The sequence below is a fragment of the Granulicella rosea genome, from assembly GCF_900188085.1.
GTDB lineage: Bacteria > Acidobacteriota > Terriglobia > Terriglobales > Acidobacteriaceae > Edaphobacter > Edaphobacter rosea.
In genome coordinates this window covers 1-24,001 of record NZ_FZOU01000007.1, presented here as the reverse complement: position 1 = coordinate 24,001, position 24,001 = coordinate 1, and the positions used below count along the sequence as shown (strand labels likewise).

Sequence of the window (24,001 nt, the reverse complement as noted above, 5' to 3'; positions counted from 1 at the left end):
ACAGCTTCATTGAGAGGGCGATTCATAAAGGGCGATTCAGCCGGCGATCATGTGGATTCCGGAGTCGTCGCCTCGCCTGGGAGGCGGCGGCAGCGTCTTCAGCACGCCGATGCCATGCACGGCCACGTTGTTCCGGGTCGAGTTCTTCACCTCGTACATCATCGTGTCGGCGGCTTTCATGATGGAGTGCACCGTGTCGCCATCCTCGGGGAAGGTGGCGACGCCGAAGCTGCCGGCGACCTTCAGTTGCAGGTTCGCGCCGTTCAGGAAGCTGAGCTTGCGCAGCGTCAGGCAGATGTCGATCGTCAGGTCGGTCGCGGCGATCTTGTCGAAACCCGGCAGCAGTAGCACGAACTCGTCGCCGCCATAGCGGAAGGCCGAGCAGCCTGGGCCGATCTTGCGCCGCAGCAGGTCGCCTACCTCGGCCAGCAGCCGGCTGCCGATCAGGTGGCCGTGGGTGTCGTTCACCGTCTTGAAGCGGTCCATGTCCATGAAAACAAGGCTGAAGACGCCGCGCTGCCCCTTCACCCGCGAAGCCGAAGGCACATTCACCAACTGCTCCAACTGCGTGTACAGGTGCCGCGCGTTGTAGAGGCTGGTGCAGTCGTCCGTGATCGTCAATTCCTGAATCAGGGTCATCGAGCGCGAGTTCTGAATGGCGATCGCCGCGTAGTCGCACAGGATGCGCAGGAACGAGATGGAGTACTCGCTCAGCAGGTCCAGCTTGCTGTTGTGCAGTTGGATGACGCCCAGCGTCTTCGAACCCTGGCGGATCGGCACGCAGGCGATCGATTGAATCTTCAGGTCCGGGTTCTGCCGCGCGAAGGCCGCCCACTGTGGGTCGAGGCTCACGTCCGGCACGATCAGCGGGTTGCCGGTCGCGGCCACCCATCCGGCCACGCCCTTGCCCATCTCCACCCTCGGCAGATTCTTCAGGCTGGCGGCCGTCTCGCCGACTGCGATCGCGAAGTATAGGTCGCCCAGTTTTTCGTCGACCATCAGCAGCGACCAGCGCTCCGGTCCGAAGAAGCTGGCCATCTTGTCCATGATCGCGCTCAGGATCTCCTGCAGGTCGAGCGAGGTGGTCAGCGTGCGCGCCACGTCGTGAAAGACGCGCAGATGGTCCATCTGGCGGCTTTCGATCACCTCGAACTTGCGATGTTCCTTCACCGATACCACTCCATGCCTAGAACGGATGTAGTCCTGAGGATATGTCCCTTAACATACAGTACGTTAGCCGCCAATATGCACCATGCTGCGCGAGGGCTTCTCGAAGCCCGCCTCGCCGATGTGGTGGCGCGCCTCCTTGCGCATCACCACCTGCCGGATGTAGGCCACGAGCTCCGCGTCCGACGCGCCGCGCGCCATGCGGCCTTCGAGGTCGTGGTCGGTCTGTGAGAAGAGGCAGGTGCGGATCTTACCGTCGGAGGTGAGGCGGATGCGGCTGCAGTGTCCGCAGAACGGCCTGGAGACGGGGGCGATGATGCCGATCTCGCCCACGCCGTCGTCGAAGGTGTAGCGCCGCGCCGTCTCGCTGGCGGCGTTGGCGGGCAGCGGAACCAGCGGTCGCCAGGCATTCAGCCGGGCGACGATCTCGTCCAGCGTGACCACCGTCTCCTTGTTCCAGTTGCGCGCGCCGGGGGCGTCCGAGGCCTCTTCGAGCGGCATCCACTCGATAAAGCGCATGATGACGCCCTCGCGTCGGCTGAACTCCGCAAACTGCTCGATCTGGTGATCGTTGAAGCCACGCAGCAGCACGCAGTTCACCTTCACCGGACCCAGCCCCGCCGCCGTCGCGGCGCGAATGCCGGCCAGAACGCGGTCGAAGCTGCGCGGTACGCGGGTGATGGCGGTGAAGGTCTCGGAGTCGACCGCGTCCATGCTGACGGTGATGCGGTTCAGTCCGGCAGCCTTCAGCGGCGCGGCCAGCCCCTCCAGCAGGTGCCCATTGGTGGTCAGGGCGATGTCGAGCGGCGCGCCGTTGGGGGTCCGGCTGCCGTCGGGCGCAAAGGCCGTCCGCATGCCGGCGATCTCCTCTACCATCTCGACCAGGCCGGCGCGGAGCAGCGGCTCTCCACCTGTAAGTCGAATCTTTTCAACGCCGAGGGAGACGAACAGGCGGATCATCCGCAGGTAGTCCCGGCTGGCCAGCTCGGTGTAAAGAGCGCCCTCATTCCCTGTTCGGCAATAGACGCATCTATAGTTGCAGCGATCGGTGACCGAGACGCGCAGATCTGTAATGGCGCGGCCGAAGCTGTCGCGCAGCCGGTCCTCGCCGGTATCGGGTACGGCGGCGGGCGTGCCCGGAAGTAGGAGGGGGAAGGTCAAGTCGATTCGATCTGGAGTCTTTTCAAAGAAGACTCTCTTCTGCACATTAGATGCCGTGGAGCGTATCTCGTTCTACAACAAAATCACGTTCCCGGAGTGCGTCTTTTGTGTTACGGTTGAAGCAGACGAGCTTCGGCCGGTTCAAAATCCTGTTAGAGATTCACCGGGGCCACACATCATGCAGATTCCCAGCACAATTTCGATATGGTTGAGCGAGCAGGCAGGCCCGCTCATCATCATAGGCTGCCTCATTGCTTTTATTATGGTCGTTCTTTTTCTCTCGGCGCGCAATCGCAGCGCCTCGATGAACGAAAAACGGGCTGGCAGCAATGAGTACACCTTCGTGAACTATCTTTCCGCTTATGGCTTCGATGCGAATATTGCGCGCATCACGTACCAGTATCTGCAGGAGAAGCAGAACGTCAGCTTCCCGATCGAAGCCAGCGACTCGCTCGACGAGGATCTTGGCCTGGGCTCCGGTGATATCGCCGAGTCGGTCGCGGACCTGCTGGCGCTTACCGAGCGCGAAAGTCAGCCCGGCATGATGCACACGCCGCTGATCACGGTGGAAGATCTGGTCCGCTACCTGCAGGCCTCGCCCCGCAAGGCGGAGATCGCCGCAGCCTAGTTTTTCGATCTTTCAGAAGCCGTCCTTTCGGGGACGGCTTTTCTGCGTCCGCAGTCTGACCGCAGACACAAAAAGGCCGGAGCGCGAGCCCCGGCCTTTTGCATACGAACCAGAATTTAGTAGCTGAAGAACTCGTTCGAGCCCCTGCGCAGGCGCAGACCGTTGAGGCCGAAGATGATCGCGAGCGTGATGGTGGTGGCGTTCCAGTAGGCGATCGGGTGCGCTCCACCCGGCGAGTAGGTCAGATCCTGCCCCGACCACAGGGTCAGCAGCGTGGAGACGATGATGCACTGGAACGAGATGACCAGGAAGAGCTGACCGCGACGCCGGCGGCGGTCGAGGTGAGCTACATCATCCGGGTTCAGGTTGCGTTCTTCCGCAGGGATCAACAGGTTGGCCATCGTCACAAATCTCCGTATCTGCATTAAATCACAGACCTCCGCGATCCGGTAGATTCGCGCCGATAACCGGAGGGCTTTCTTCCGCGCGGACTCACGCCGAAGCGCTAGATGAAGGCGACGGACTGGATGCCGGCAATCTCAAAACGCTTGCGGCAGCGGATGTTTTTGCAGCCCAGCATGTCGTCGCGGCGGACCATGTAGCTCTGAAACTTGGCGAACTTGGCGCGGTCGCGTTCGTCGGCGTTGCGGCCGACCTGATTTTTCTTGCGTCGCACCAGCCAGCCGATCTCGTACTGGCCCTCCTGCCGGCAGTGCGGGCAGGTCATGGTGTGGGTTCGGCTCTCGGCGCGTTCGTCGTAAAAGTCGCGTTCTTCCATCTGATTCACCTCATGGGCCCGGAGGTTCGCAGCCAAAACAATGCCAGCCTTGCCGGACCGTCTCGTGCGCACTGTCCGTGCGACTGTGAGTATTGCATAATCGAGCGAGGCGCGCAGCTATCTGAGCGACCGAAAGATAGGATCGGGCAAGGAAAATGAAGAAGGCAAAGAAGCGGGTCTTTTCGATCGTGAAGGCAGTCAAGCAGAACGCACGCGACCGCGTCGGGCAGCCGCCGCCGGAGCGCGTGCTGCCAGACCCCAAAGCCAAGCGGCTCGCCAACCCGAAGCATAAGGAGACGCTCGCCACGATTTTGGAGAAGGCGGAGCGGTCGGGCGAGGAATAGGGATGAATAACCCTGAGAAGGCGCCAGAGTTCGGTAAGCTGGTGTCATGGACCTGAGTATCGCGCTGGCGATCTTTGAATACGTCGTTCTGCTGTTGTCGCTTTCCCTGCATGATGCGGTGCAGTCGCTGGTTGCGTTCCGCATGGGCGATCCCACCGCCAACATGGTCGGCCGTCAGACGATGAACCCGCTGCGTCACTACGACCTGCTGGGCACGATCGTCTTTCCTCTCTTCTACCTGATCCGTAGCCCGCTCATCATCGGCTGGACGAAGGACGTCCCGATGACCTCGCGCAACTTCAAGACCTATCGGGACGAGATGATGGTCTATCTTTCCGGGCCCGTCATCCATCTGGTGGCGGCCTTTGGCTGCATGCTGGTCCTGCTGATCCTGAAGCATGCCGTGCCCAGCGTCGCGGAGGCTCTGCCCACGGCGGCGGCGCTTTCTTTCCGCAATACGAGTGTCGCGACCGAGGGGCTGCCGCAGATCTTCCCCATTGTGTTGTTTCTTTACTTCGGCATCCTGGTGAACCTGCTGCTGTTTGCCTACAACCTGCTGCCGCTGCCGTGGCTCGACGGCGGCAAGGTGCTGCGGCACTTTTTGCCCTACAACGCCCGTCAGCAGTACGACAGGCTGGGGTTCTACCTGATGTTCGTCTTCTTTTTCCTCGGCTTTCAGATGATCCTGACGATCGCCAGCCCGATTCTGAACTTCTTCAACGGCCTGCTCTTCGCGCTGTAGAGGTCGTTTAAGTGCTCCGCTTGTTAAGGGCACGGCTTCAGCCGTGCCGTAACCGCTGTATTTGCAGTGCGGCTTCAGCCGCTGAGGTACGGTTTCGGCTCGGCGGCAGATTCCTCATAGGCCTCTGTAGGCGAGCAGGATCATTTACCATTGCGGATTGAGTCCCTGGGTGCGCCGCAGCCACAACCGTACCTCAGCGGCTGAAGCCGGAAGCAACGAAAGCCTGACGGCGCGGCTGAAGCCGTGCCCTTAACCAGCGAGATTTGAAGCAGATTGACGACCCGATGACGACCGAAGTTCAGACCGAGACCACCACCCCACGCAAGCGTGTCCTAAGCGGCATGCGCCCCACCGGCCGCCTGCACCTGGGCAACTACATGGGCGCGCTCTACAACTGGGTGAAGCTGCAGCATGAGTATGAGTGCTACTTCTTCATCGCGGACTACCACGCGCTCACGACTGACTATGCCGACACCAGCAAGCTCAAGGACAACATCCGCGAGGTGATGTTGGATTTCCTTGCGGCTGGGCTTGATCCAAAGCTTTGTACGATATTCCGGCAAAGCCGCGTACCTGCACATTTCGAGTTGAACGATATGCTCGCGATGATCACGCCGCTCAGTTGGTTGGAGCGGGTGCCTACATATAAAGATCAGCAGGAACAACTGAAGGAAAAGGATCTTGCGACCATCGGGTTCTTAGGTTACCCTTTGCTTCAATCAGCAGACATTTTGGTATATCAGCCTAGCTTTGTACCGGTAGGGCAGGATCAGGCTGCGCACGTCGAAATCACTCGCGAGATTGCCCGCCGGTTCAATCACCTGTTTGCAGGAGATCCCGGAGGCGCTTCGGTTGTAACTGCAGATACGCTACGTCGCCAGTTGGATTCGTTGGAAAACGCCCCCCCATCTCATGGGTATTCGAATGACCGGATCGTTAGGGAAATTTTTGCGGGTGAGACATCCATTGTTGATCCCTCTAGCCGAGCATCTGGTGTAAATCCTGTTCTTCCTGAACCGCAAGTATTATTGACTCCATCGCCGAAGCTGCCGGGCACGGACGGTCGCAAGATGTCCAAGAGCTACGGCAACACGATCCTGCTCTCGGACCCCGAACCGGAGATTCGTGCCAAGTTGAAGTCGATGGTCACCGATCCGGCGCGCGTTCGCCGCACCGATCCCGGCAATCCGGATGTCTGTCCCGTCTTCGACCTTCACAAGGTCTTCTCGTCGGAAGAAACTCGGGTGAATGTCCGCGAGGGCTGCACAACCGCCGGTATCGGCTGCATTCAGTGCAAAGGCTGGCTGGCCGACGCTGTGGTTGCCGAGCTTGCGCCGATTCAGGAACGCCGGCGCTACTTTGAGGCACATCCCCAAGAGGTGGCTGCGATTCTCGAAGCTGGCAATGCCGCTGCGAATAAGCGTGCAAACCAGACCATGCAAGAAGTCCGTGTCGCGGTAGGGATCGACTAGCCATGGCCGAAGATATCCTCCAACCCGAGAGCATCGCCGAACAGCAGCCCGAGGCCGTTGCCGCCGAGCCCTTCGCGCTCGCCCCGAAGCCCACCCCTCCGCCGCCGCCCGAGCCGAAGAAGCCCGCGCCGCCCAGGGAGGAGGGTTCGCTCTCACCCTTTTCCATCACCGTCGGCCAGGTCTACGACGGGCCGATGGACCTGCTGCTCGACCTCATCCGCAAGCAGAACATCGACATCTACGACATTCCGATCGGGCGCATCACCGGCCAGTTCCTGGAGTACACGCATCACCTGAAGTCGACCGACGTGGACGCGGCGGGCGAGTTCATCTACATGGCGTCGCTGCTCATCCACATCAAGAGCAAGGTGCTGCTGCCGCGCGATCCGTCGGATGTCGCTGGCGGCGAGGCCGAGGACCCGCGGCGCGAACTGGTCGAGCGCCTGCTCGAACACGAACGCTTCAAATCCGCCGCGCAGATGCTGATGCAGAAGCAGCAGGTCGAAGAGGCGACGTGGTCGAACCCCGGCATCCGGGAGTTTAAGGAGGACTCCGGCGCCGAGCAGGAGATCGCCGCCGACACGGTCGACCTCGTCCGCATCTTCCAGGATATCCTCGCCCGGCTGCGCTCGCGCCCGGTGTTGAACGTCGACGAGGAGTCGGTGACGGTCGCGCAGATGATCGACTATGTGAAACGGCGCCTGCTGATGGAGGACCGCGCTGTCAGCCTGCGCCGTCTGCTGCACAACACGCACACGGAGCGCGCGGTGATCTGCATGTTCCTGGCGCTGCTGGAGTTAGTGCGTTTGCAGGCAGTACTGCTGCACCAGCCGAACCAGCTTGGGGACATCCTGATCAAGAAGACGGACGGCTTCGACCAGGTGTTCGAGGATCAGCAGAGCGTGCGGGACGACTGGAGCTAGGCGGCTTTGTCCTGCGAGTGCGCCGCCGCCCAGGCAGCCTCCCAGCGGTCGTTGCCGAAGCGGCCCTTGGCAAGAGCAGGAACCCAAAGGTCAGCGTCGATCCTTGGAAAGTAGATTCCAAGCCCCGAGGAGTTGATCTCGATTTCAGACAAATCTTCATCCGAGGCATTCTCCAGTCCTTGGGCGCGTTCTGGCGGAAAGGTGATGGAGAATCCGCGATTTAACTCAACAATGACCTGGCGCAATTCCTTATCGAAGCGCACGCGAACAGCGCCCGGATTGTTCCGGATCAATTCCCGTCCGCGCTCGAGAGCCTCGTCATGTTCTTGTTGGGTCACCATGTATCGTCTCCCATGCCTTGCATAACACTTCTAAATTATCCGATACGAATTGCAGCAATGCACGTTCGTCCGCCAACTTCGTTTGGTCCGACGAGCGGCGAACCACAGGTCCGCGCCAGCAATTCAATGTAAAAATCGCCGCGACATCCGGACCGATGGCGTGAATATGCGCAGGCGTGTGGTCGTTCGGGAAGATGACGATCCGAAAGTTACGAAATCGGAGGATGGCGGGCACATTTCCAATATATCCAGCCACGCCAATTAACAATCCCTTCATCTTCCCGTCGCAAACCCTCACTAACGTGGTGGCATCCACTAATCGACCGGACAAGGTGACACTCTGATGGCTACACCCGCAATCGCGCCCACCGAATCGCTTCTCGACGAGAAGCTCAAAAAGTCCAGCCCTGGCAAGATCGGCGGACTCGTCTTCATCGCGATGTTGATCGGCGGCATGATCTACATCGGCCGCCAGCTTTCGATCGATCTTTCGATCGTCCATTCGGCAAGCATCTTTCCCTATGTCCTGTTGGGGATCGCGCTGCTGATCGCGCTTGGCTTCGAGTTCGTCAACGGCTTCCACGACACCGCGAACGCCGTCGCCACCTGCATCTACACGCACTCGCTCGAGCCGCATGTCGCCGTCGTCTACTCCGGCGTCATGAACTTCATCGGCGTGCTCATGAGCTCCGGCGCGGTTGCCTTCTCGATCATCACACTGCTCCCGGTGGAGCTGATCCTGAAGGTGAGCAAGGGCTCGGGCTTCTCGATGGTCTTCGCGCTGCTGGTCGCGGCCATCCTGTGGAATCTGGCGACCTGGTGGCGCGGTCTGCCGGCTTCGAGTTCGCACACCATGATCGGCTCGATCCTCGGCGTCGGCATTGCCAACCAGATCATGCAGGGCAACTCCGGCACGGCGGGCGTGGACTGGGAGCAGGTCACCAAGGTCTTCAAGGCGCTGCTCATCTCGCCGGTCGTCGGCTTCGTCTGCGCCGCGCTGGTCTTCTTCCTGTTCAAGGCGGTCGCCAAGGATCCGCGTCTTTACAAGGCGCCCGAGGGCACGGCTCCGCCACCGTTCTACATCCGCCTGCTGCTGATTCTCACCTGCGGCGGCGTCAGCTATGCGCACGGCTCGAACGACGGGCAGAAGGGCATGGGCCTCATCATGCTCATCCTGGTCGGCACGGTTCCGACGGCCTATGCGCTGAACCACACCGTCGGCGTGAAGGATGTGCAGACCTTCGCTGCGGTCTCCACGCAGGTGGCCGGCGCGCTCAGCAACTACGCGGACTCTTCGGCGACGATCCAGGAGGCTGGCCCAACGCTGGAGAAGTTTGTCAGCACGAAGAAGTTCGAACCCGCCGTCATCGTCGCCCTCCAGCAGGAGGTCATCGACATCCGCAACGAGGCGACCAGCTACGGCTCGCTCGGCAAGGTGCCGGCCGATATGCAGTCGAACGTCCGCAACCAGATGTACCTCACCAGCGAGACCCTGCGCATCCTGCCCAAGGCCGCCGGCGCGCCGAAGTTGACCGACGCGGACAACGCGGCGATCAAGAACTACAAGGGCTTCCTCGACCACGCGACCCGCTTCATCCCGACGTGGGTCAAGGTCGCGGTCGCGCTGGCGCTCGGCCTCGGCACGATGGTCGGCTGGAAGCGTATCGTGGTGACGGTCGGCGAGAAGATCGGCAAGACGCACCTCACCTACGCGCAGGGCGCGAGCGCCGAGCTGGTGGCGATGTTCACCATCCTCGCGGCGGACAACTACGGCCTGCCGGTCAGTACGACGCATGTGCTGTCGTCCGGCGTCGCCGGTACGATGGCGGCGAACAAGAGCGGCCTGCAGATGTCCACGCTGCGCGACATCGCGCTGGCCTGGGTGTTCACGCTGCCGGCTGCGGCGGTGCTGTCGGGTGGCTTGTTCTTCCTCTTCAACGCCATCGCCAAGTAAATGCGCTCCCAAAGCCCAAAGGCCCATCCTCGCATTTCGCGGGGATGGGTTCTTTTGCATAGATCAGAGCTGACGCTGTCCATGTTGTAAGCTGAATCATCCTGATCCCACCGTATGCCGTCATTCTGTACGCACGTACAGCCGCGCCGGTGCGGGGATAGGCGGAGGCGCCGATGAATGTTCTCTTGTGGACTCTACAGATTCTGGCCGCGCTTCTATATGGTGCGTCGGGCGTCATGAAGGCATTCCTGTTCGACAAGGTGAGTCAGGGCGTCCCGTCGTTCGGCGCCCTGCCCCGGACGGCATGGAACCTGCTCGGTATGCTGGAGCTGGTCTGCACGGTGGGGCTGATCCTCCCCGCCGCCCTGCACTGGCGGCCAATGCTCACGGTGGCGGCCGCCGCGGTTCTGGCGATCGAGAGCCTGATCTTCATCTGGGTACACGTCAAATACCGAGAGGCTGGGTCCATCGGCATGAGCGCCGTGCTCGGTCTGGCGATGGCGTTCCTGGTGTATGGCCGGATATTCCTCAAGCCGATTCTTTAGCCTGTTCGCCGTCTCCGGACGTTTCGACAACCGCTGTTGAGGTGAGGCGACGATGAGCGTGAAGCTGCTACGGTTCGACGGCACGGTGGAGCACGACCCCGCCATCGATGCGTGGTTCGAAGGCCACGCTGGCGAACTGGGCTCCACCGCCCGCCACTGGTGGCAGGCGATGCGCGACGCCGGAGACGAGGTCCGCGAGGTCTTCCACGACGGCTGCCCGAACGCATGCTTCGGCGATGTACCTTTCGCTTACGTCAACATCTTCAGCGCGCATGTGAATGTGGGATTCTTCCAGGGCGCGTCGCTGCCAGACCCGGCTGGGCTATTGCAGGGAGCGGGCAAGTTTATGCGGCATGTGAAACTGAGGCCGGCAACCGCGATCGATGCAGAGGCGCTCGGCAGGTTGATCCAGATGGCGTATACGGATATGAAGGCGCGGGTTGAGAACGGCTAGAGCGGAGAGTTCTCGGCGACCAACTGACGAGAAGCCGACTTATGAGGACTAATCCGCGAGTCAGCGCGTTCTCCGACTTTTCCGCACGGAATACCAGACTAGACCGCATCCCACGAGTATCGCCCAAGGATGGAAAACTGGGTGCACATGCCGGTTGTACTCATGGTTGTAGCGGCTGTACATAATCGCTGCTGTTCCATAAGAGAGGAACGCAATTCCCAAGACGAACAGCCAAGTCCACCGGTCGGGGAAGTAATCACGAAGTCTCACATAGCAATCTTCTCAGATCGCTTACTGCCCGAGCGTATCAATCCTTCGTTTTCCGGCAGCTGCCATGATGAGCAGAATCAATGCCAAGGCGCTGAACGGAAGGACAAGCATCATCGTTATTGCTGATGGTCCGTGAATATTGATTCCATCAACGGGAGAGCCAATGAGAAGCGCAAAGAACGGCGCAGCGAAAATGCCGGCGGCCATGATTGCCCTAACCTTCGAGTTTCGAAGCTTTGCCCAACCGATGCACCCGACGAAGACAATAACGGTTCCAAGCAGGATGCAAACGCCGAAGGCTGTGTAGTGCTGCTCAATAAAGTCGAACTTAAAATGAGCCGCAACGTCGACGTAGAAGGCCACAAGCCCGAAGGTGGTGAGAATAGCTCCCAACAGGGTCACTAGGCGCCATCGCCGTAACTTCATGATGCGTGTATCCATGTCATTTATGGCTGTGCACCAGTCAGGCCGAGTGTCTGCATAGCCTCTCCTATCGGTACCGGATACTCATCGCTGGTCAGTGTCCGTCCGTAAAAAGTGCCAAGTAGCTAAGCAGGACCATCGAGACGCTGACGGCGATCAAGCGGCCACGCCACTTTCCGGCGAAGATTGAGAATAGACCCGCAAGGCTTGATGTCGATAGAGCTGCTACCGTCGCCCAGAAGTTCGGCGCATTGGAATAGCCACCGTTACCGTCTTCAATCAACGGGAAAGGGTGTGCCAAAGCTACCAAAGCCTCCAGCAATGCTAGCGAGATCAAACCCAAAGCCAGCCGCGTACACCAAGATCTTCGGGCTGCAAGCATCCTCACGTCTCCGCGCCATTGATAGGTTTATAGATTACTCCCGATAAACGCCGTTCTGGGTGTTTACCGCTCTTGCTGGATTTTCGGCGCCAGCTTGCTCCCCGGCACAAACGCAGGCCGCTCGACCTTGTTCGCGACGGCCTCGGTCAGGGTGTAGAGGAACTGGTTCAGCTTCGCGGCGGCCTCGAAGTCGACGGGCTGGGTCAGGTCGTCCTGTGGGCGGTGGTAGCGCACCTGGTACCACTCGCGGTAGCGCTTTTCGTCCTCCGTGCCCGGCTCGTAGCCGAAGATGAAGCTGATGGCTGGCACGCCCACGCGCAGGAAGGGGTAGTTGTCCGCGCGGCGCAGCAGGCCGCGTTCCGGCTCCTTGTCCGGCTGCAACGCGATGCCCATCGAGCCGCCGACCGCGCGCGCCGTCACGCCGAGCGTGGTGTCGTCGATGGCCGAGGCGGTCAGGAGCTTCAGCGGAAAGAGCGGGCGCAGCTGGTCGAGGTTGATGTCGGCGGCGAGCTTCGCGATCGGCACGGTCGGGTGGTCGACGAACCAGTTCGAACCGAGCAGGCCTTTCTCCTCGCCGGTGAAGACGCAGAAGAGGATCGACCGCTTCAGGGGGCGCTGTTCCTTTTTCAGGTTGTCGGCGAACTGGATGAGGAAGGCGACGTAGGCCGCGTCGTCCAGCGCGCCGTTGTAGAGCTTGTCGCCCAGCACGGGCGTGCCGTAGCCGTAACCGTCCAGGTGCGCGGCGATCACGACGTACTCATCTTTCAGCGCCGGGTCGCTTCCGGGCAGCGCCGCGATAATGTTCGGCGAGCTGTACGTCCGCTGCGTGACGCGCATGCGCACCTGCAGCCGCGCGGGGATGTCGAACGACGCGAGCGGCTGCTTGGCGCCGCCCTCGGCCAGCAGATCTTCGGGATCGTGGCCGGTGCCGGCCAGCAGCTTGCCGAAGGAGGTCGAGCTGAGCTTCATCACCAGCATCGACGAACCCAGCGCGCCCTTCGCCGGCGCCGGACCCACGCCGACCGAGCGGGCGTACGCCGCCGGCCAGCGCGGTGGCTCGATGGTGAAGTACGGGTCGTCGACGTTCACGATGCCCTGCGCGCCGCCGGCCCGTGCGTTGGCCGCGCGCTCGGCGGCGGTGGGCAGCCCCGTCCGCTGGGTGCCGAAGCAGACGACGATCTTGCCGGCGATCTCCTTCATCGCGTCCTTGCCGCAGTAGCCGCGAAAGGTCATCGGCGCGATGGTCAGGGGGTAGAGATCGGGCGTGGCGGTGACGGTGATCTCCTGCAGGAAGGCGAGCGGGACGGGCTTGTTCTCCGGCGTCGCCGGCGCGCCTTTCACATCCTTCAGGCCGGGCAGGATGGTGAAGCTGGCAATGGCGGGATCGACCGCAACCTCATGCATCGGAACGGTTTGCAGGTACGTGCCGGCCTCGCCCGCGGGCTGCAGACCAGCCGCTTTGAAGCGCTTGACGACGTAGTCCGCCGCGCGCAGGTAGGCGGCGGAGCCGGTGTCGCGGCCTTCCATCTTGTCGTTCGAGAGCGCCTCGGTGGTGTGCCACCAGGCCAGCGTGTCGGGATCGTGGATCTCCGCGTCGCGCGTGTGCTTCTGGGCATTGGCGGTCGAAAGGGAGGCAACGGCGAGCACGAGGGCGAGGGCGCGTGTTTGCATGTTGGGGCGAGTGTAGCAAACGAGGAACCAAGGCGGCTCCGCCGGGACGCCGAATTATGAGCAGTCTCATATTTCGTCATCTCGACCGGAGCGCAGCGGAGTGGAGAGCCCCCGTATTGGTTGTTGATTTTGTCCTCGCGTTCGTGGAAGGCACGAACAAGCAAACGCAAAGGCCAATGCGGGGGGCTCTCCGCTTCGGCTTCGCCTCCGGTCGAGATGACGAACGGTTGGTAGCCGAGTCATCTGCACGGGGACGGGTTTTCCTCTCAATCCACCATCCCGCCGGTGGGTTGAGCGGCGGCGGTTGATAGACTTAGAGGTCAATGTCCGGTCCGAACGCCCTATGAGCCTTAAAGCAAAGATTGAAGCCGTCATTTACGCCTCCGAAGAGCCGGTAACGCTGGCCCAGCTTGCGGGCCTGCTGGGCCACGAGGCTCAGAACGAGCTCGACCAGATCGCCGCGCGCCAGCACTCGCTCGTGCTCGCGGCGGAGTCGGGCGAGTCCGAACAGCCCGACAGCGACTTTCCCGAGGGCGCGATCTACGACACGTCGGCCGCCATGGGCGATGGCCCCGCTCCAGAGGTCGAACCGGCGCCCGAGCCGGTCGCTGGGGAAGAGTCTGGCTCGGAGCTGGAGCAGATCAAGGACGAGAACCGCGACGCGCTCGCCGAGAAGCGCCGCATCCGCGATCAGGAGCGGCGGCTGCGCGAGTACTTCCGCGAGATTCTCGACCGCTTGATCGCCGACTACGCGACGAGCGAGCGCGGGCTTGAGATTCGCGAGGTCGCGGGCGGCTTCCGCATGGCGACCAAGCCGGAGTATCACGACGCGGTGCGCGGCTTCATCCGCGGTCTGAAGCCGCCGTTGAAGCTTTCTTTACAAGCGCTTGAGACGCTTGCGGTGGTCGCGTACAAGCAGCCCGTCACCGCGCCCGAGATTACGGAGATTCGCGGCGTCGACTCGGGCGGGGTGCTCGGCTCGCTGATGGCGCGCAAGCTGATCACGACCGCCGGGCGCAAGCAGGTGATCGGCCGGCCGATTCTCTACAAGACGACCAAGGACTTCCTCCTGCGCTTCGGCCTGAAGGACCTCTCCGAGCTTCCGAGCATCGAAGAGTTCGAGAAGATGGCCGGCGAGCTGGCCGAGCAGGAGGAGATCCCGATGGAAGCGCCGAAACCGAACGCGGAAGAAGTAGAGGCGGTCAAGCGCGAGGCCGAACTGGTCGAGCTGGAGAAGGGCGTAACCGCTCCGCAGGCCGATGGCGACAGCGAGCCGGTGTAATCCCCGAGGGGAATCTGCTTCTGTCTCTGTTTTTGCATCTCAGGTTGGCAGAGGATGCCGCCGATGCCCGAGACCCCGAAGAAGCCCACCATCGCCACACCCGAGGGCGACAACGAATTCGCCCCCGACCAGCCGCTCACGCCGGTGCCGGACCCAATCGCGACGCCTCCGGGCAGCAAACCCGATGTCTACCGCCAGCCCGCGCCCAGGGAGTAGCCGGTAGAATAGGGGCGATGGCTACACGCGTACGCTCCTATTCAAAGATCAACCTTGGCCTTGCCATCGGCGCGCCGCGTCCGGATGGATTTCACGGGCTTTCAACGCTTTACCAGACCGTCGCGCTACACGACGAGGTGAGCGTCACCGCGCGACGCGCTGGCGCCACGCGGATTCTCATCCAGTCCAACGACTCCCGCGTGCCGACCGACGGGCGCAACACCGTCTGCAAGATGCTGACGCGAGCGCTCGCCGAGCTTCGCGTCATGGCCGAGGTCGAGGTCTACATCCAGAAGAATCTGCCGATTCAGGGCGGCATGGGAGCCGGTTCGGCCAACGCGGCTGCGGCGCTGATCGGGCTTGAAAAGGAGCTTGGCCTGGCTCTGGACGAGGCTGTCCGTCTACGCATTGCTGCGGAGGTAGGTTCGGACGTGCCGCTGTTTCTGATCGGCGGCGCGGTGCTGGGCTCGAACCGCGGCGAGGTGGTGCGGGCTGTTCCGGAGCTGACGCTGGCGGGCGAAGATTCGATCCACTGCGTGATGGCGATTCCGAAGGTGGGGGTGTCGACTCCGCAGGCGTTTCGCGACTGGGACGCGAGATATACAGACCCCGATTTGCACAATTCTCCGGTTCGCGATACTCTAGGTGAGTTGAGCCGCGTCTTTGCATCCATCTTCGGTGGTACGGAAATGGAAATTGTAGAGTCCGGCGCCTCCGGTATCTTCGCCGATTCGAGTTCAGGCAATGGTCTGAACGTCTCTCCTGAACAATCTCAGGGTCTTGGGCAATTCCAGGGCAAGAGCGAAACGAGCGTCGATCTGGCCGAGAACTCCCTTCTCGCGCTTGTCCGCACCGGGATCGAAAACGACTTTGAACAGGTCGTGTTTCTTCAGTATCCCTCCCTGCATGCGATCAAGCGACAATTGATGGGAAGTGATTCGGACGTGGAGTCGAAGGCGATTTATGCCGCGCTCTCAGGTTCTGGCTCTGCCTTGTTTGGACTTTACCGGTCCGAGGCCGATGCGGAAGCCGCTCAACAGCGTGTTCAGTCGGCCGACTTCGGCTGCAAGGTTCAAGTCTTTTTGACGAAAACCCTGCCCCGGGAGAGCTACTGGCGCGATATGATCGCAGAGTGATTTTGTCCGCTCCGCCAACCTCGTACTTGCAGAGGTGAACGGGACAGCAATTACTGGGTGATCGACTAATGGTAGGTCAGGTGCCTTTGGAGCATCTAGTCCAGGTTCGAATCCTGGTCGCCCAGCCAGATGAGGTCGATCACACGGAGTTCACTCCGCGCTAGCGCAGGTGAACGGGTATTAGGGTTATTTTTGTGGGTTCATTGCGAGCCCCTGGAAGTGAAGCGATTTGCATCTCCGCCAAAATGGCGTGAATTCAAGTGAAGTTCGAAGAACCGGGTCCTATTTCGTAACAGAAGTACCGTCGCCACAACCGCGCGGCGGAAAAGACTAAGGCAGCAGAGGCTAACCGGGCTAAACGGCCCAAGAGGTTTCAACGTGAACAACCAGGACACGACTGCGGTTCTTCCCCTAGTTTCGGCGAAAGCCAGTTCAGAGCAGGCCACCGAGAGCGAACCAAACTCGGAGCTTGTGGTATCACCCGCAGCAACCTCGGCCACGGCCGGGGAGCAAGGAGCCTCCGCGAAGGCCGCGCCCGAGAAAAAACGTCAGGGCCGGCTGAGCGAGGCGAAACGCTTCAAGATCTTCTCCGGAGTGGCGAACAAGCCGCTCGCGGAGGAGGTCTGCAAGTTTGTCGGAGTGCCGCTGGGCGAGACCCGGATGCAGAGATTCTCCGATGGCGAGATTTACTTCCAGTTGCTCGAAAACGTCCGCGGCGCGGATGTCTTCGTGATTCAGCCGACCAGCTTTCCCGTCGACGAGCACCTGCTTGAACTGCTGATCATGATCGATGCGCTCAAGCGTGCTTCGGCCGCGCGCATCACGGTTGTGATTCCGTACTACGGGTACGCCCGGCAGGACCGCAAGGACCGGCCGCGCGTCGCCATCAGCTCGAAGCTGGTGGCCGACCTGCTTACCACGGCAGGCGCGAATCGCGCCTTACTTGTGGATCTGCATGCCGCCCAGATTCAAGGCTTCTTCAATATTCCAGTGGATCATCTGTTTGCCAGCCCGGTGCTGGTGGATTACTTCCGGAAGTTGAATCTGCCGAACCTGACCGTGGTCTCTCCCGACGCGGGCGGTGTGGAACGAGCGAGATTCTTCGCCAAGAAGCTGGAGGTTCCGCTTGCCATCGTCGACAAGCGGCGCACCGACATCAACGTTACGGAAGTGATGAACGTGATCGGCGACGTGCGAGGCAGGACCTGCCTGATCCTGGACGACATCATCGACACGGCGGGTACGCTGGTGAAGACGGTGGATGCGCTGCTGGCCCAGGGCGCGGAAAAAGTTTATGCGTGCGCCTCCCACCCCGTGCTGAGCGGACCGGCGGTCGAACGCATTATCAATTCACGGCTGGAGCAGTTGGTCGTGTCGAACACCATCCCGCTGAGCGCAGCCGCTCAGAAGGTGGAGAAGATCAAAGTGCTTTCGATTGCGGGCCTTCTGGGCCGGGCGATCGAAAGCATTCATATGGAGACCAGCGTTTCGACGCTGTTCAACTAGAGCGGTAAAGACAAAAGGGAGCGGTAAGTAATCCGTGCCCGAAAGGAAATCACTCAATCATGTCGACCCAGACCTTTGCAGCCGTCGTCGCGACCCCGCGCACCGGCAAGTTCAACAAGAATCATGCACGCCGCGTCCGCGTGGCCGGCCTCATTCCCGCCGTTGTGTACGGCGCCGGTATTGACGCCGTTGCAGTCACCGTGGACCCCAAGGTGGTCACCAAGATTCTGCACTCCGAGTCCGGCCACAACACGATCTTCGACCTGAACGTCGAAGGCGCGCCGCTCGCGAAGGCCATGATCGTCGACTGGCAGCACGAGCCCATCAAGGGCAAGTTGCTGCACATCGACTTCAAGCGCATTGCGATGGATAAGGCCATGCGCGTCTCCGTTCCCGTTCTTCTCTCCGGCTCGCCCATCGGCGTCAAGACTGCGGGCGGCGTTCTGGAGCAGGTTCTGCGCGAGGTCGAGATCGAGTGCCTGCCGGGCGATATTCCGGATCACATCGACATCGACGTCTCCGGCCTGGAGCTGTACGGCGCGATCCACATCTCGGACCTGCCGCACTCCGGTTCGATCAAGTTCCTCGGCGAAGAGAATGCTCTCGTCGCCCACGTCACCGAGGTGAAGGAAGAGGCCGCCGCCGACGTTCTGGCGACCCCCACGACCGAGCCCGAAGTCGCCAAGAAGGGCAAGGGCGATGCTGCCGCTGCCGCTCCGGCCGCCGACGCCAAGAAGAAGTAGTTACAGGGGTTCAGGGTTTGAGGCTACGGTCTCGGCCCTGAACCCTGGAGTTTTGCGCTGTGAAGCTGATCGTCGGTCTTGGCAATCCCGGAATCGAGTATCAGTTCACGCCGCACAACGCCGGGTTTCTGGCCGTGGATCGCATTGCCGAGCAATGCGGGGTCACGGTCGCCAACCGTCGGGGCAGGGCTTTGACGGCGAAGGCAAGGCTGGCTGGGCAGGACGTTCTGCTGGCCAAGCCCGAAACCTTTATGAATCTGAGCGGTTTATCTGTGGCCGCTTTGTTGCAGGAACTAGAGCTGGGCAAACCGGCCGAAGATTTGATCGTGCTCTACGACGAGCTGGCCATTCCGCTCGGACAGCTTCGCATTCGCGAACGCGGTTCGGCGGGCGGGCACAACGGGGTGAAGTCGATCTCCGGCGTGCTTGGCACAGAGGAGTGGATTCGCATCCGGATCGGGGTCGGCAAGCCGCCGACGGTGACCGGGCGCGAGATCAAGGCAGGCGGTACGAACTACCTGCTGGCTCCGATGCGCAGGATGATGCTCGAAGAGCTCGATGGGGTGCTCGACCAGGCGGTACGCGCGGTCGAAACGGTCCTGACCCACGGCGTGGGCAAGGCCATGAATGAGTTCAACCGGCGGGTCAGCGGGGAATCGGACGCGGACCCAAAGGGGAAGTAGTAAATGCAGTTGCTGTTTTGACTTAGAAGCCAGACCGTTGCGGGCGGAACATGCGCCCGCACGGTGCGAAGCAGAACTTCGCAGAAAGAAGTAACGATTATGAGCAGCCGCGCCTACGAAATCATGTTCATCGTCCGTCCGGACGTTGAAGAAGCAGACCTCGACAAGCTGATCGAAGGTTTCTCGAAGAACATCACCGATGGTGGTGGTGTGATCCGTTCGACCGAGAAGATGGGCCGCCGCCGTCTCGCGTACACCGTCCGCAAGTTCAACGACGGCTTCTACGTGCTGCTGACGATCGACGCCGAGGGTGGCCTGATCACCGAGCTCGAGCGCCGTCTCCGCGTCTCCGAGCAGGTCATCAAGTTCATCACGGTCCGCATCGACGAGGAAGAGAAGCGTCTGGCGAAGATCAAGGCTCACCGCGACACGCACGTAAAGCGCAGCTCGCTGCCGCAGACCCCCGTGGCTCCGGCCCCGGTTGCCGCCGAGCCCGTTGCCGCCGCCGAGCCGGTCACCGCTTAGTTCTTCCGCCTTTGAGATTGGCCTTATGTCCTTTGGGACATGAAGCTCAACGCAACACCACGCTCGACCCATGCTTCCCCTTACCTCGGTAGGCGGTTCAGAGACTCCAACGCGAGTCTGGAGCATGGCGAAGGCACAACGCACGTACCTGGATTTCAGGTACAAGGAGAAGCATCATGGCTGACGAAACCAGCAGCACCCCGTCCGAGCAACCGACCAGCGCGCCGCGCTCGGAAGGCTTCGTACCCCGCACCCCGCGTCCGGCCGGCGGCCCCGGCGGCGCACGTCCCGCAGGCGGCCCTGGCGGCGGTCCTGGCGGACGCAAGTTCTTCCGCCGCAAGAAGGTCTGCAAGTTCTGCACCGAGAAGATCGACGCGATCAGCTACCGCGATGTCCGCCTGCTTCAGGGCTTCGTGGCCGAGCGCGGCAAGATCGTCCCGCGCCGTCTGACGGGCGTCTGCACGACGCACCAGCGCCGCCTCTCGCTCGCCATCAAGCAGTCGCGCAACATCGCCCTGCTCGCCTTCGCCGCGCGGTTCTAACTAGCCTTTTCTGGCTCGGAAATTCGGAGAAATGCAATGGAAGTCATTCTGAAAGAAGACGTCAACAAGCTGGGCCATCGCGGCGATGTCGTGAAGGTGGCCGCTGGCTACGGACGCAACTACCTGCTGCCGGGCAAGCTCGCCATCGAGGCGACGCCGGCAAACAAGGCCGTCATCGAGCAGATGAAGGGCTCGGCGATCCGTAAGTCGGCCAAGGAGAAGGCGCAGGCTGAAGAGCTGTCGGCAACGATGGCGCAGGTCGAGCTGGAGTTCGAGCGCAAGGTCGGCGAGAACGATCACCTCTTCGGCTCGGTCACCTCGGGCGACATCGCGCAGCAGCTCGAAGCCAAGGGCTTCAACATCGATCGCCGCAAGATCTCGCTCGAAGAGCCGCTCAAGCAGCTCGGCGAGTTCCATGTGCCGATCAAGCTGTACCGCGACGTCACCACGCACGTCAAGGTCACGATCAAGAGCGATGCGCCGGAAGAGACTGCCGCCGCGTAACTTTGCTGCAATGCTTCAACGAAAGGCCCATCCATCGCGGATGGGCTTTTTGTATGTAATCGCTATCTCATCAGGATGGCATGAAGCTCTTGCCTCGTTAAGGGCATGGCTTCAGCCATGCCGCATAGCCCGGCCACGACTCCGGCTTTAGCCGCTGGGTACGGTTTCTGTTCGTGCTACCGCCGAGCTCAATAGCGGACCTCAGCGGCTAAAGCGGTCGAAGCTGGATGGCACGGCTGAAGCCGCGCCGTTCAGCGATGCTACGGATTCGCCACAGCGTCATTGGCCGGCGTGTACTTCGACCCCGAGACGTATTCGTAGTCGTTCCAGCCCGTCGTCGCCGGGTCGCCGGTGTTGTTCGTGATCTCGAGACGCATCGCGTCGGGCATCCAGCCGATCTGGCTGGAGGTGAAGTTGAGCACATTGTCCGTGCCGGGAGCGTTCAGGTCGGTGGTGGGCCAGTCCAGCACCAGCCACTGGTAGTAGCCGGAGACGCCGCTCCGCACCATGGCGTCGCTGTCGTTGATGACGTGCCAGATCAGTTGGTGGCCGTTCAGCGTCGCGACCACACTGCCCTCGGCCGAGGCCACGCCCAGCGACAGGATGACGTTGCTGCCCTGCGCGGTCTGCGCGGCGGTTGTGGTGAAGTGGACGTCCAGCCCCGGCGAGCTGGCGGTCGCCACATTCGCCACGCCGATGTAGCTGGGAACGATGTAGTTATAACCATCGGTCGTATCGTCGGACCCGTTGTAGACGCCGGCGTAGAGCCCCGGGTCGAAGGTCTTCCACTGCACGTAGTTGATCTTGTTTGGGTCGTTCGTCGCGGGCGTGGTCCCAACCGCGGTCGCGTAGTAGATCTGCTTGCCGGCCGTGGCGGCGAAGTCGTTCCAGTAGTCGAACTGCCCCTGGTAGGTGCGGAAGTCGTTGCCCTTGGCGTCGTGCGCGTGCAGAAACTCGTGCGCCGAGCGATCCGGCGTGCCGATGGTCCAGATGGGCGTGGCCGTGCCGAAGTTCTCCGGCACGAAGGTTCCGGTCAGGGTGGTGGTCTGGTTCGCCGCGACCTTCACTCCCTCTTGCCGCATCTCTCCCCACTGGCCCAGCACGTAGGTCGACAGCCGATAGGTTCCGGGCACGACGCCGGTCATGACCGCCTTGCCACTCGTGTCGTTGTTCGCCCAGTAGTCGTAACCGAGGTTGGTGAGCTGGTAGTTGGCCGCCGGGTCCGAGAGCACGGTCCAGGCGTTGTTCGTTCCCGCGGCGCCGGTTCCCGCGACGGTCGCGGTCACGGCGCCCCGGCCGGTCGATGGAACGTAGCTGGCGGCGGTCAGGGTGGCGTCGTTGTCGTAGAGCGTATCGAACCACGGCAGCCAGGTCTGGGCCTCGGCGTAGAGCGAGGCCGGGGTGGTGTTGGTCGCGTTCAACTCGTTGAAGTGGAAGTAGACCGGCCCGTACATCTTGGTCGTGTTGACGCCCTGCGGCGGCACGTAGTTCAGCGTCCCGACGTAGTGCGCGCCGGACATCTCCTGCTGGATGATCTGGTCGAGCGTGTCGACGTCCTGCTTGCTGGGGCCGCCGGCGATGGTGTCGGTCCGGGGCAGCACGCACCATGTGCCGTACTGCGGGCCGTAGACGCCGTGTTCCTTGTGCAGATACTCGTAGGTGCTGTAGTCGTACTTGGTATAAAACTCGCGGCCCTGGCTTGCGATGAACGCCGCGGTCGCGGTATCCGTAATGCCGTGCAGATCGACGACCGCATTCTGTACCTGCCGCCCCACATCGTTGAGCTGCGCGTTGTAGGGCGATGGAATGGGCGTATCGATGACGCCGAGGTTGTTCAGGCCGGAGTTCACCTGATAACTATGGGTGAAGAGGCCGAGATTGGTGCGGAACTGCCACAGCACCAGGCTCAGCGCGCCGGCGATGTCGGTCGCCGAGTGGTTCACGACATAGTAGGTGTGAAAGCCGGGATCGTTCGCCGTCACGACGACGTGCATCTCGTAGGTCATGAAGTTCGTCGCGTTGGACTGTTCGCCGACCCAGAAGTCGAGGTACGCGTTACCCACCTGCTTCGACCCGGTATAGATCGTGCCCGCGCCGAGGCCCTGGTTGCCCATGTACAGGCCCAGCGGCTTGGCGTCCTTGCTGGAGATATTCGTCACGTCGACAAGATTGTTCGAATCGCCCGCCAGGTGGATGCCGAAGATGTGGAACTGCGCCGGGTCCCAGTCGAGCGTCACGGCGCCGTTGTTGACGACCCAGTCGGCGGCGTTGGTCGTGTTCAGGGTGATGACGCCGGTTCCCGTCCCGGTCAGCGAGATGGTGGACGAGCCGCCCGGCATGTTGCCCGCGATCGTCGCGGTTCCGGCGTAGCTCTGGGCGAGGTAGGCGGTCAGGCTGAGAGTCAGCGTGCAGCTCGAACCCGCGGCCAGCGTGGCGCCGCAGGTGGTCGTCTGGTTGAAGCTGGCCGCGTTGGCTCCGCCGAGGCTGATGCCAGAGATCGTCAGCGCGCCGTTGCCGGTGTTGTTCAGGGTGACGATCTGGGTCGCGCTGGTCGATTCCGCAGGCGTCGTGAAGGTCAGGGCGGAGGCGCTGAGCGAGACCGCCGGGGCCGTCTCCACGCCGGTCAGGGTGATGGTCTGGGGCGATCCAGACGCGTTGTCGGCGACGGTCAAGGTCGCGGCGTAGCTGCCGGCGGCGCTCTGCGCGAAGGCCGCGGTGATGGCGCAGTTGGCGCCTGCCGCCAGGCTTGCGCCGCAGGTGTTGGTCTCGGTGAAGCTGTTCGCGTTCGCGCCGCCCAGCACAATACTCGTGATGGCGAGCGATGCCGTCCCCGTATTGCTCAGGGTCACGGTCTGCGCGGGCGCGGTTGTGCCGGTATTCGCCGTAAAGGCCAGCGTCGTCGCGCTCAGCGAAGCCGCTGGGGCCGTTCCCGTACCGGTCAACGCAATACTCTGGGGCGATCCGCTGGCGCTGTCGGCGATCGTCACCGTCGCTGCGTTGGCGCCCGCCCCGGCAGGAGAGAAATAGACCGAGATCGTGCAGCTTGCGCCGGCCGCGACGCTCGTCCCGCAGGTGTTCGACTGGATGAAGCTCGCGGCGTTTGTTCCGGCTGTGCCGATGGAGTTCAGCGTCAACGCCGCCGTGCCGGTGTTGCTGAGCGTCACGGTCTGCACGGCGCTGCTGGTCCCGACGGCCTGCGCGGAAAAGCTCAGGGTGGCCGCGCTCAGGCTGACCGCCGGGACCGCAGGCGCCACCGGCGTCGCGGCGGTCTTCGAAGAGCAACCGGCCAACGCCGCCCACAACGCGGCACACCCAACCAGCAGACACACGGACCGAAGAGAACGCGACATAAGGCCAAACCCCAACTCTGGAATGGCGGCCATACTAGCATCCGGTTCGTGCGAGTGTCATTAGGAAAACGATTTCCGGTTGCTCTCGGCAGCCATCCGGCAGGGAAGAGAAAAAGGGCGCATCCACGGTGGATGCGCCCTCGATTGCGTGGTGAAAGGGGTTTCTATCCGGCCAGTTGGAATTTGACCCTGACGATACCCTCCCAATCGATGGGGTTTCCGCTGGCGTCCTTTGCCGGCTGGAACCGTGTGCCCTGGA

26 protein-coding genes and 1 tRNA gene are annotated in these 24,001 nt (G+C 62.0%); 18 read left to right on the top strand and 9 right to left on the bottom strand.

Annotated elements, in window-relative coordinates; all coding sequences use genetic code 11:
- Positions 1-36: 36 nt before the first annotated feature.
- Both CHB87_RS17105 and moaA read right to left on the bottom strand, forming a co-directional pair.
- Positions 37-1,170 carry a GGDEF domain-containing protein gene (locus CHB87_RS17105; protein ID WP_245818055.1) on the bottom strand — a complete coding sequence of 378 codons (1,134 nt, stop codon included), beginning with the start codon at positions 1,168-1,170 and terminating at the stop codon, positions 37-39.
- Positions 1,171-1,233: 63 nt separating this feature from the next.
- A complete protein-coding gene (gene moaA / locus CHB87_RS17100) occupies positions 1,234-2,328 on the bottom strand; it encodes a GTP 3',8-cyclase MoaA (protein WP_089409661.1) in 1,095 nt (364 codons plus the stop codon).
- Between the two features lie 304 nt (positions 2,329-2,632).
- On the opposite strand from moaA, the gene CHB87_RS17095 reads away from it, so the two are divergent.
- Complete coding sequence (locus tag CHB87_RS17095; RefSeq protein WP_142988401.1) at positions 2,633-2,956, top strand: hypothetical protein; 324 nt, start codon at positions 2,633-2,635, stop codon at positions 2,954-2,956.
- Between the two features lie 116 nt (positions 2,957-3,072).
- Here the strand turns inward: CHB87_RS17095 and CHB87_RS17090 are convergent, their stop codons facing one another.
- Together CHB87_RS17090 and CHB87_RS17085 are read right to left on the bottom strand one after the other, a co-directional pair.
- Complete coding sequence (locus CHB87_RS17090) at positions 3,073-3,357, bottom strand: hypothetical protein (protein WP_089409659.1); 285 nt, start codon at positions 3,355-3,357, stop codon at positions 3,073-3,075.
- A 104-nt stretch (positions 3,358-3,461) separates the two neighbouring features.
- Complete coding sequence (locus CHB87_RS17085; RefSeq protein WP_089409658.1) at positions 3,462-3,734, bottom strand: hypothetical protein; 273 nt, start codon at positions 3,732-3,734, stop codon at positions 3,462-3,464.
- A 155-nt stretch (positions 3,735-3,889) separates the two neighbouring features.
- On the opposite strand from CHB87_RS17085, the gene CHB87_RS17080 reads away from it, so the two are divergent.
- From CHB87_RS17080 to CHB87_RS17065, 4 genes are all read left to right on the top strand, one after another.
- Positions 3,890-4,078 (top strand): hypothetical protein, encoded by a 189-nt coding sequence (locus CHB87_RS17080; RefSeq protein ID WP_089409657.1) that lies wholly within the window; start codon positions 3,890-3,892, stop codon positions 4,076-4,078.
- 46 nt (positions 4,079-4,124) lie between these two features.
- Positions 4,125-4,820 carry a site-2 protease family protein gene (locus tag CHB87_RS17075; protein ID WP_089409656.1) on the top strand — a complete coding sequence of 232 codons (696 nt, stop codon included), beginning with the start codon at positions 4,125-4,127 and terminating at the stop codon, positions 4,818-4,820.
- Positions 4,821-5,104: 284 nt separating this feature from the next.
- The gene (gene trpS / locus CHB87_RS17070) at positions 5,105-6,292 is read left to right on the top strand and encodes a tryptophan--tRNA ligase (protein WP_089409874.1); all 1,188 of its coding nucleotides are present in this window, start codon (positions 5,105-5,107) and stop codon (positions 6,290-6,292) included.
- Positions 6,293-6,294: 2 nt separating this feature from the next.
- The gene (locus tag CHB87_RS17065; RefSeq protein ID WP_089409655.1) at positions 6,295-7,215 is read left to right on the top strand and encodes a segregation and condensation protein A; all 921 of its coding nucleotides are present in this window, start codon (positions 6,295-6,297) and stop codon (positions 7,213-7,215) included.
- On the opposite strand, the gene CHB87_RS17060 is transcribed toward CHB87_RS17065, so the two are convergent.
- Together CHB87_RS17060 and CHB87_RS22945 are read right to left on the bottom strand one after the other, a co-directional pair.
- Complete coding sequence (locus tag CHB87_RS17060; protein ID WP_089409654.1) at positions 7,212-7,556, bottom strand: DUF2442 domain-containing protein; 345 nt, start codon at positions 7,554-7,556, stop codon at positions 7,212-7,214. The two genes, CHB87_RS17065 and CHB87_RS17060, sit on opposite strands and share 4 nt — an antisense overlap.
- On the bottom strand, positions 7,534-7,833 hold the full coding sequence (locus CHB87_RS22945; protein WP_425432491.1) for a DUF4160 domain-containing protein: 300 nt from the start codon (positions 7,831-7,833) through the stop codon (positions 7,534-7,536). The genes CHB87_RS17060 and CHB87_RS22945 overlap by 23 nt, the downstream gene beginning before the upstream one ends.
- Positions 7,834-7,899: 66 nt before the next feature.
- On the opposite strand from CHB87_RS22945, the gene CHB87_RS17055 reads away from it, so the two are divergent.
- From CHB87_RS17055 to CHB87_RS17045, 3 genes are all read left to right on the top strand, one after another.
- Positions 7,900-9,510, top strand: coding sequence for an inorganic phosphate transporter (locus CHB87_RS17055; RefSeq protein WP_089409653.1), 1,611 nt, complete (start codon positions 7,900-7,902; stop codon positions 9,508-9,510).
- A gap of 173 nt (positions 9,511-9,683) precedes the next feature.
- A complete protein-coding gene (locus tag CHB87_RS17050) occupies positions 9,684-10,055 on the top strand; it encodes a DoxX family protein (RefSeq protein WP_089409652.1) in 372 nt (123 codons plus the stop codon).
- A gap of 52 nt (positions 10,056-10,107) precedes the next feature.
- Complete coding sequence (locus CHB87_RS17045) at positions 10,108-10,509, top strand: DUF1801 domain-containing protein (protein ID WP_089409651.1); 402 nt, start codon at positions 10,108-10,110, stop codon at positions 10,507-10,509.
- 291 nt (positions 10,510-10,800) lie between these two features.
- Here the strand turns inward: CHB87_RS17045 and CHB87_RS17040 are convergent, their stop codons facing one another.
- Together CHB87_RS17040 and CHB87_RS17035 are read right to left on the bottom strand one after the other, a co-directional pair.
- Complete coding sequence (locus tag CHB87_RS17040) at positions 10,801-11,220, bottom strand: hypothetical protein (protein ID WP_089409650.1); 420 nt, start codon at positions 11,218-11,220, stop codon at positions 10,801-10,803.
- A gap of 427 nt (positions 11,221-11,647) precedes the next feature.
- Positions 11,648-13,255, bottom strand: coding sequence for a M28 family peptidase (locus tag CHB87_RS17035; RefSeq protein WP_089409649.1), 1,608 nt, complete (start codon positions 13,253-13,255; stop codon positions 11,648-11,650).
- 343 nt (positions 13,256-13,598) lie between these two features.
- Between CHB87_RS17035 and scpB the strand changes: the two genes are divergently transcribed.
- From scpB to rplI, 10 genes are all read left to right on the top strand, one after another.
- A complete protein-coding gene (gene scpB, locus CHB87_RS17030) occupies positions 13,599-14,537 on the top strand; it encodes an SMC-Scp complex subunit ScpB (RefSeq protein WP_089409648.1) in 939 nt (312 codons plus the stop codon).
- A gap of 63 nt (positions 14,538-14,600) precedes the next feature.
- A complete protein-coding gene (locus CHB87_RS22365; protein ID WP_176441828.1) occupies positions 14,601-14,753 on the top strand; it encodes a hypothetical protein in 153 nt (50 codons plus the stop codon).
- Positions 14,754-14,890: 137 nt separating this feature from the next.
- A complete protein-coding gene (locus CHB87_RS17025) occupies positions 14,891-15,889 on the top strand; it encodes a 4-(cytidine 5'-diphospho)-2-C-methyl-D-erythritol kinase (RefSeq protein WP_342743578.1) in 999 nt (332 codons plus the stop codon).
- A gap of 54 nt (positions 15,890-15,943) precedes the next feature.
- Positions 15,944-16,017 (top strand) — tRNA-Gln (locus CHB87_RS17020).
- Between the two features lie 343 nt (positions 16,018-16,360).
- Entirely contained in the window at positions 16,361-17,395 is a 1,035-nt protein-coding gene (locus CHB87_RS17015; protein WP_281252356.1) for a ribose-phosphate diphosphokinase, read from the top strand.
- A gap of 59 nt (positions 17,396-17,454) precedes the next feature.
- Positions 17,455-18,138, top strand: coding sequence for a 50S ribosomal protein L25 (locus tag CHB87_RS17010; protein WP_089409645.1), 684 nt, complete (start codon positions 17,455-17,457; stop codon positions 18,136-18,138).
- Positions 18,139-18,197: 59 nt separating this feature from the next.
- Positions 18,198-18,821, top strand: coding sequence for an aminoacyl-tRNA hydrolase (pth, locus tag CHB87_RS17005; protein ID WP_089409644.1), 624 nt, complete (start codon positions 18,198-18,200; stop codon positions 18,819-18,821).
- 99 nt (positions 18,822-18,920) lie between these two features.
- The gene (gene rpsF, locus CHB87_RS17000; protein ID WP_089409643.1) at positions 18,921-19,346 is read left to right on the top strand and encodes a 30S ribosomal protein S6; all 426 of its coding nucleotides are present in this window, start codon (positions 18,921-18,923) and stop codon (positions 19,344-19,346) included.
- 176 nt (positions 19,347-19,522) lie between these two features.
- Positions 19,523-19,888 (top strand): 30S ribosomal protein S18, encoded by a 366-nt coding sequence (rpsR, locus tag CHB87_RS16995; protein ID WP_089409642.1) that lies wholly within the window; start codon positions 19,523-19,525, stop codon positions 19,886-19,888.
- Positions 19,889-19,924: 36 nt separating this feature from the next.
- Entirely contained in the window at positions 19,925-20,392 is a 468-nt protein-coding gene (gene rplI, locus CHB87_RS16990; RefSeq protein ID WP_089409641.1) for a 50S ribosomal protein L9, read from the top strand.
- A 260-nt stretch (positions 20,393-20,652) separates the two neighbouring features.
- Here rplI and CHB87_RS16985 read toward each other — a convergent pair whose 3' ends face one another.
- Complete coding sequence (locus CHB87_RS16985; protein WP_176441827.1) at positions 20,653-23,742, bottom strand: choice-of-anchor D domain-containing protein; 3,090 nt, start codon at positions 23,740-23,742, stop codon at positions 20,653-20,655.
- Between the last annotated feature and the right edge of the window lie 259 nt (positions 23,743-24,001).

Excerpts from the sequence above, each read along its gene's own strand:
- CHB87_RS17095 (WP_142988401.1), top strand. The coding sequence starts at position 2,633 with ATGAACGAAAAACGGGCTGGCAGCAATGAGTACACCTTCGTGAACTAT.
- CHB87_RS17090 (WP_089409659.1), bottom strand. The coding sequence starts at position 3,357 with ATGGCCAACCTGTTGATCCCTGCGGAAGAACGCAACCTGAACCCGGAT.
- CHB87_RS17085 (WP_089409658.1), bottom strand. The coding sequence starts at position 3,734 with ATGGAAGAACGCGACTTTTACGACGAACGCGCCGAGAGCCGAACCCAC.
- CHB87_RS17080 (WP_089409657.1), top strand. The coding sequence starts at position 3,890 with ATGAAGAAGGCAAAGAAGCGGGTCTTTTCGATCGTGAAGGCAGTCAAG.
- CHB87_RS17075 (WP_089409656.1), top strand. The coding sequence starts at position 4,125 with ATGGACCTGAGTATCGCGCTGGCGATCTTTGAATACGTCGTTCTGCTG.
- trpS (WP_089409874.1), top strand. The coding sequence starts at position 5,105 with ATGACGACCGAAGTTCAGACCGAGACCACCACCCCACGCAAGCGTGTC.
- CHB87_RS17065 (WP_089409655.1), top strand. The coding sequence starts at position 6,295 with ATGGCCGAAGATATCCTCCAACCCGAGAGCATCGCCGAACAGCAGCCC.
- CHB87_RS17060 (WP_089409654.1), bottom strand. The coding sequence starts at position 7,556 with ATGGTGACCCAACAAGAACATGACGAGGCTCTCGAGCGCGGACGGGAA.
- CHB87_RS22945 (WP_425432491.1), bottom strand. The coding sequence starts at position 7,833 with ATGAAGGGATTGTTAATTGGCGTGGCTGGATATATTGGAAATGTGCCC.
- CHB87_RS17055 (WP_089409653.1), top strand. The coding sequence starts at position 7,900 with ATGGCTACACCCGCAATCGCGCCCACCGAATCGCTTCTCGACGAGAAG.
- CHB87_RS17050 (WP_089409652.1), top strand. The coding sequence starts at position 9,684 with ATGAATGTTCTCTTGTGGACTCTACAGATTCTGGCCGCGCTTCTATAT.
- CHB87_RS17045 (WP_089409651.1), top strand. The coding sequence starts at position 10,108 with ATGAGCGTGAAGCTGCTACGGTTCGACGGCACGGTGGAGCACGACCCC.
- CHB87_RS17040 (WP_089409650.1), bottom strand. The coding sequence starts at position 11,220 with ATGGATACACGCATCATGAAGTTACGGCGATGGCGCCTAGTGACCCTG.
- CHB87_RS17035 (WP_089409649.1), bottom strand. The coding sequence starts at position 13,255 with ATGCAAACACGCGCCCTCGCCCTCGTGCTCGCCGTTGCCTCCCTTTCG.
- scpB (WP_089409648.1), top strand. The coding sequence starts at position 13,599 with ATGAGCCTTAAAGCAAAGATTGAAGCCGTCATTTACGCCTCCGAAGAG.
- CHB87_RS22365 (WP_176441828.1), top strand. The coding sequence starts at position 14,601 with ATGCCCGAGACCCCGAAGAAGCCCACCATCGCCACACCCGAGGGCGAC.
- CHB87_RS17010 (WP_089409645.1), top strand. The coding sequence starts at position 17,455 with ATGTCGACCCAGACCTTTGCAGCCGTCGTCGCGACCCCGCGCACCGGC.
- rpsF (WP_089409643.1), top strand. The coding sequence starts at position 18,921 with ATGAGCAGCCGCGCCTACGAAATCATGTTCATCGTCCGTCCGGACGTT.
- rpsR (WP_089409642.1), top strand. The coding sequence starts at position 19,523 with ATGGCTGACGAAACCAGCAGCACCCCGTCCGAGCAACCGACCAGCGCG.
- rplI (WP_089409641.1), top strand. The coding sequence starts at position 19,925 with ATGGAAGTCATTCTGAAAGAAGACGTCAACAAGCTGGGCCATCGCGGC.
- CHB87_RS16985 (WP_176441827.1), bottom strand. The coding sequence starts at position 23,742 with ATGTCGCGTTCTCTTCGGTCCGTGTGTCTGCTGGTTGGGTGTGCCGCG.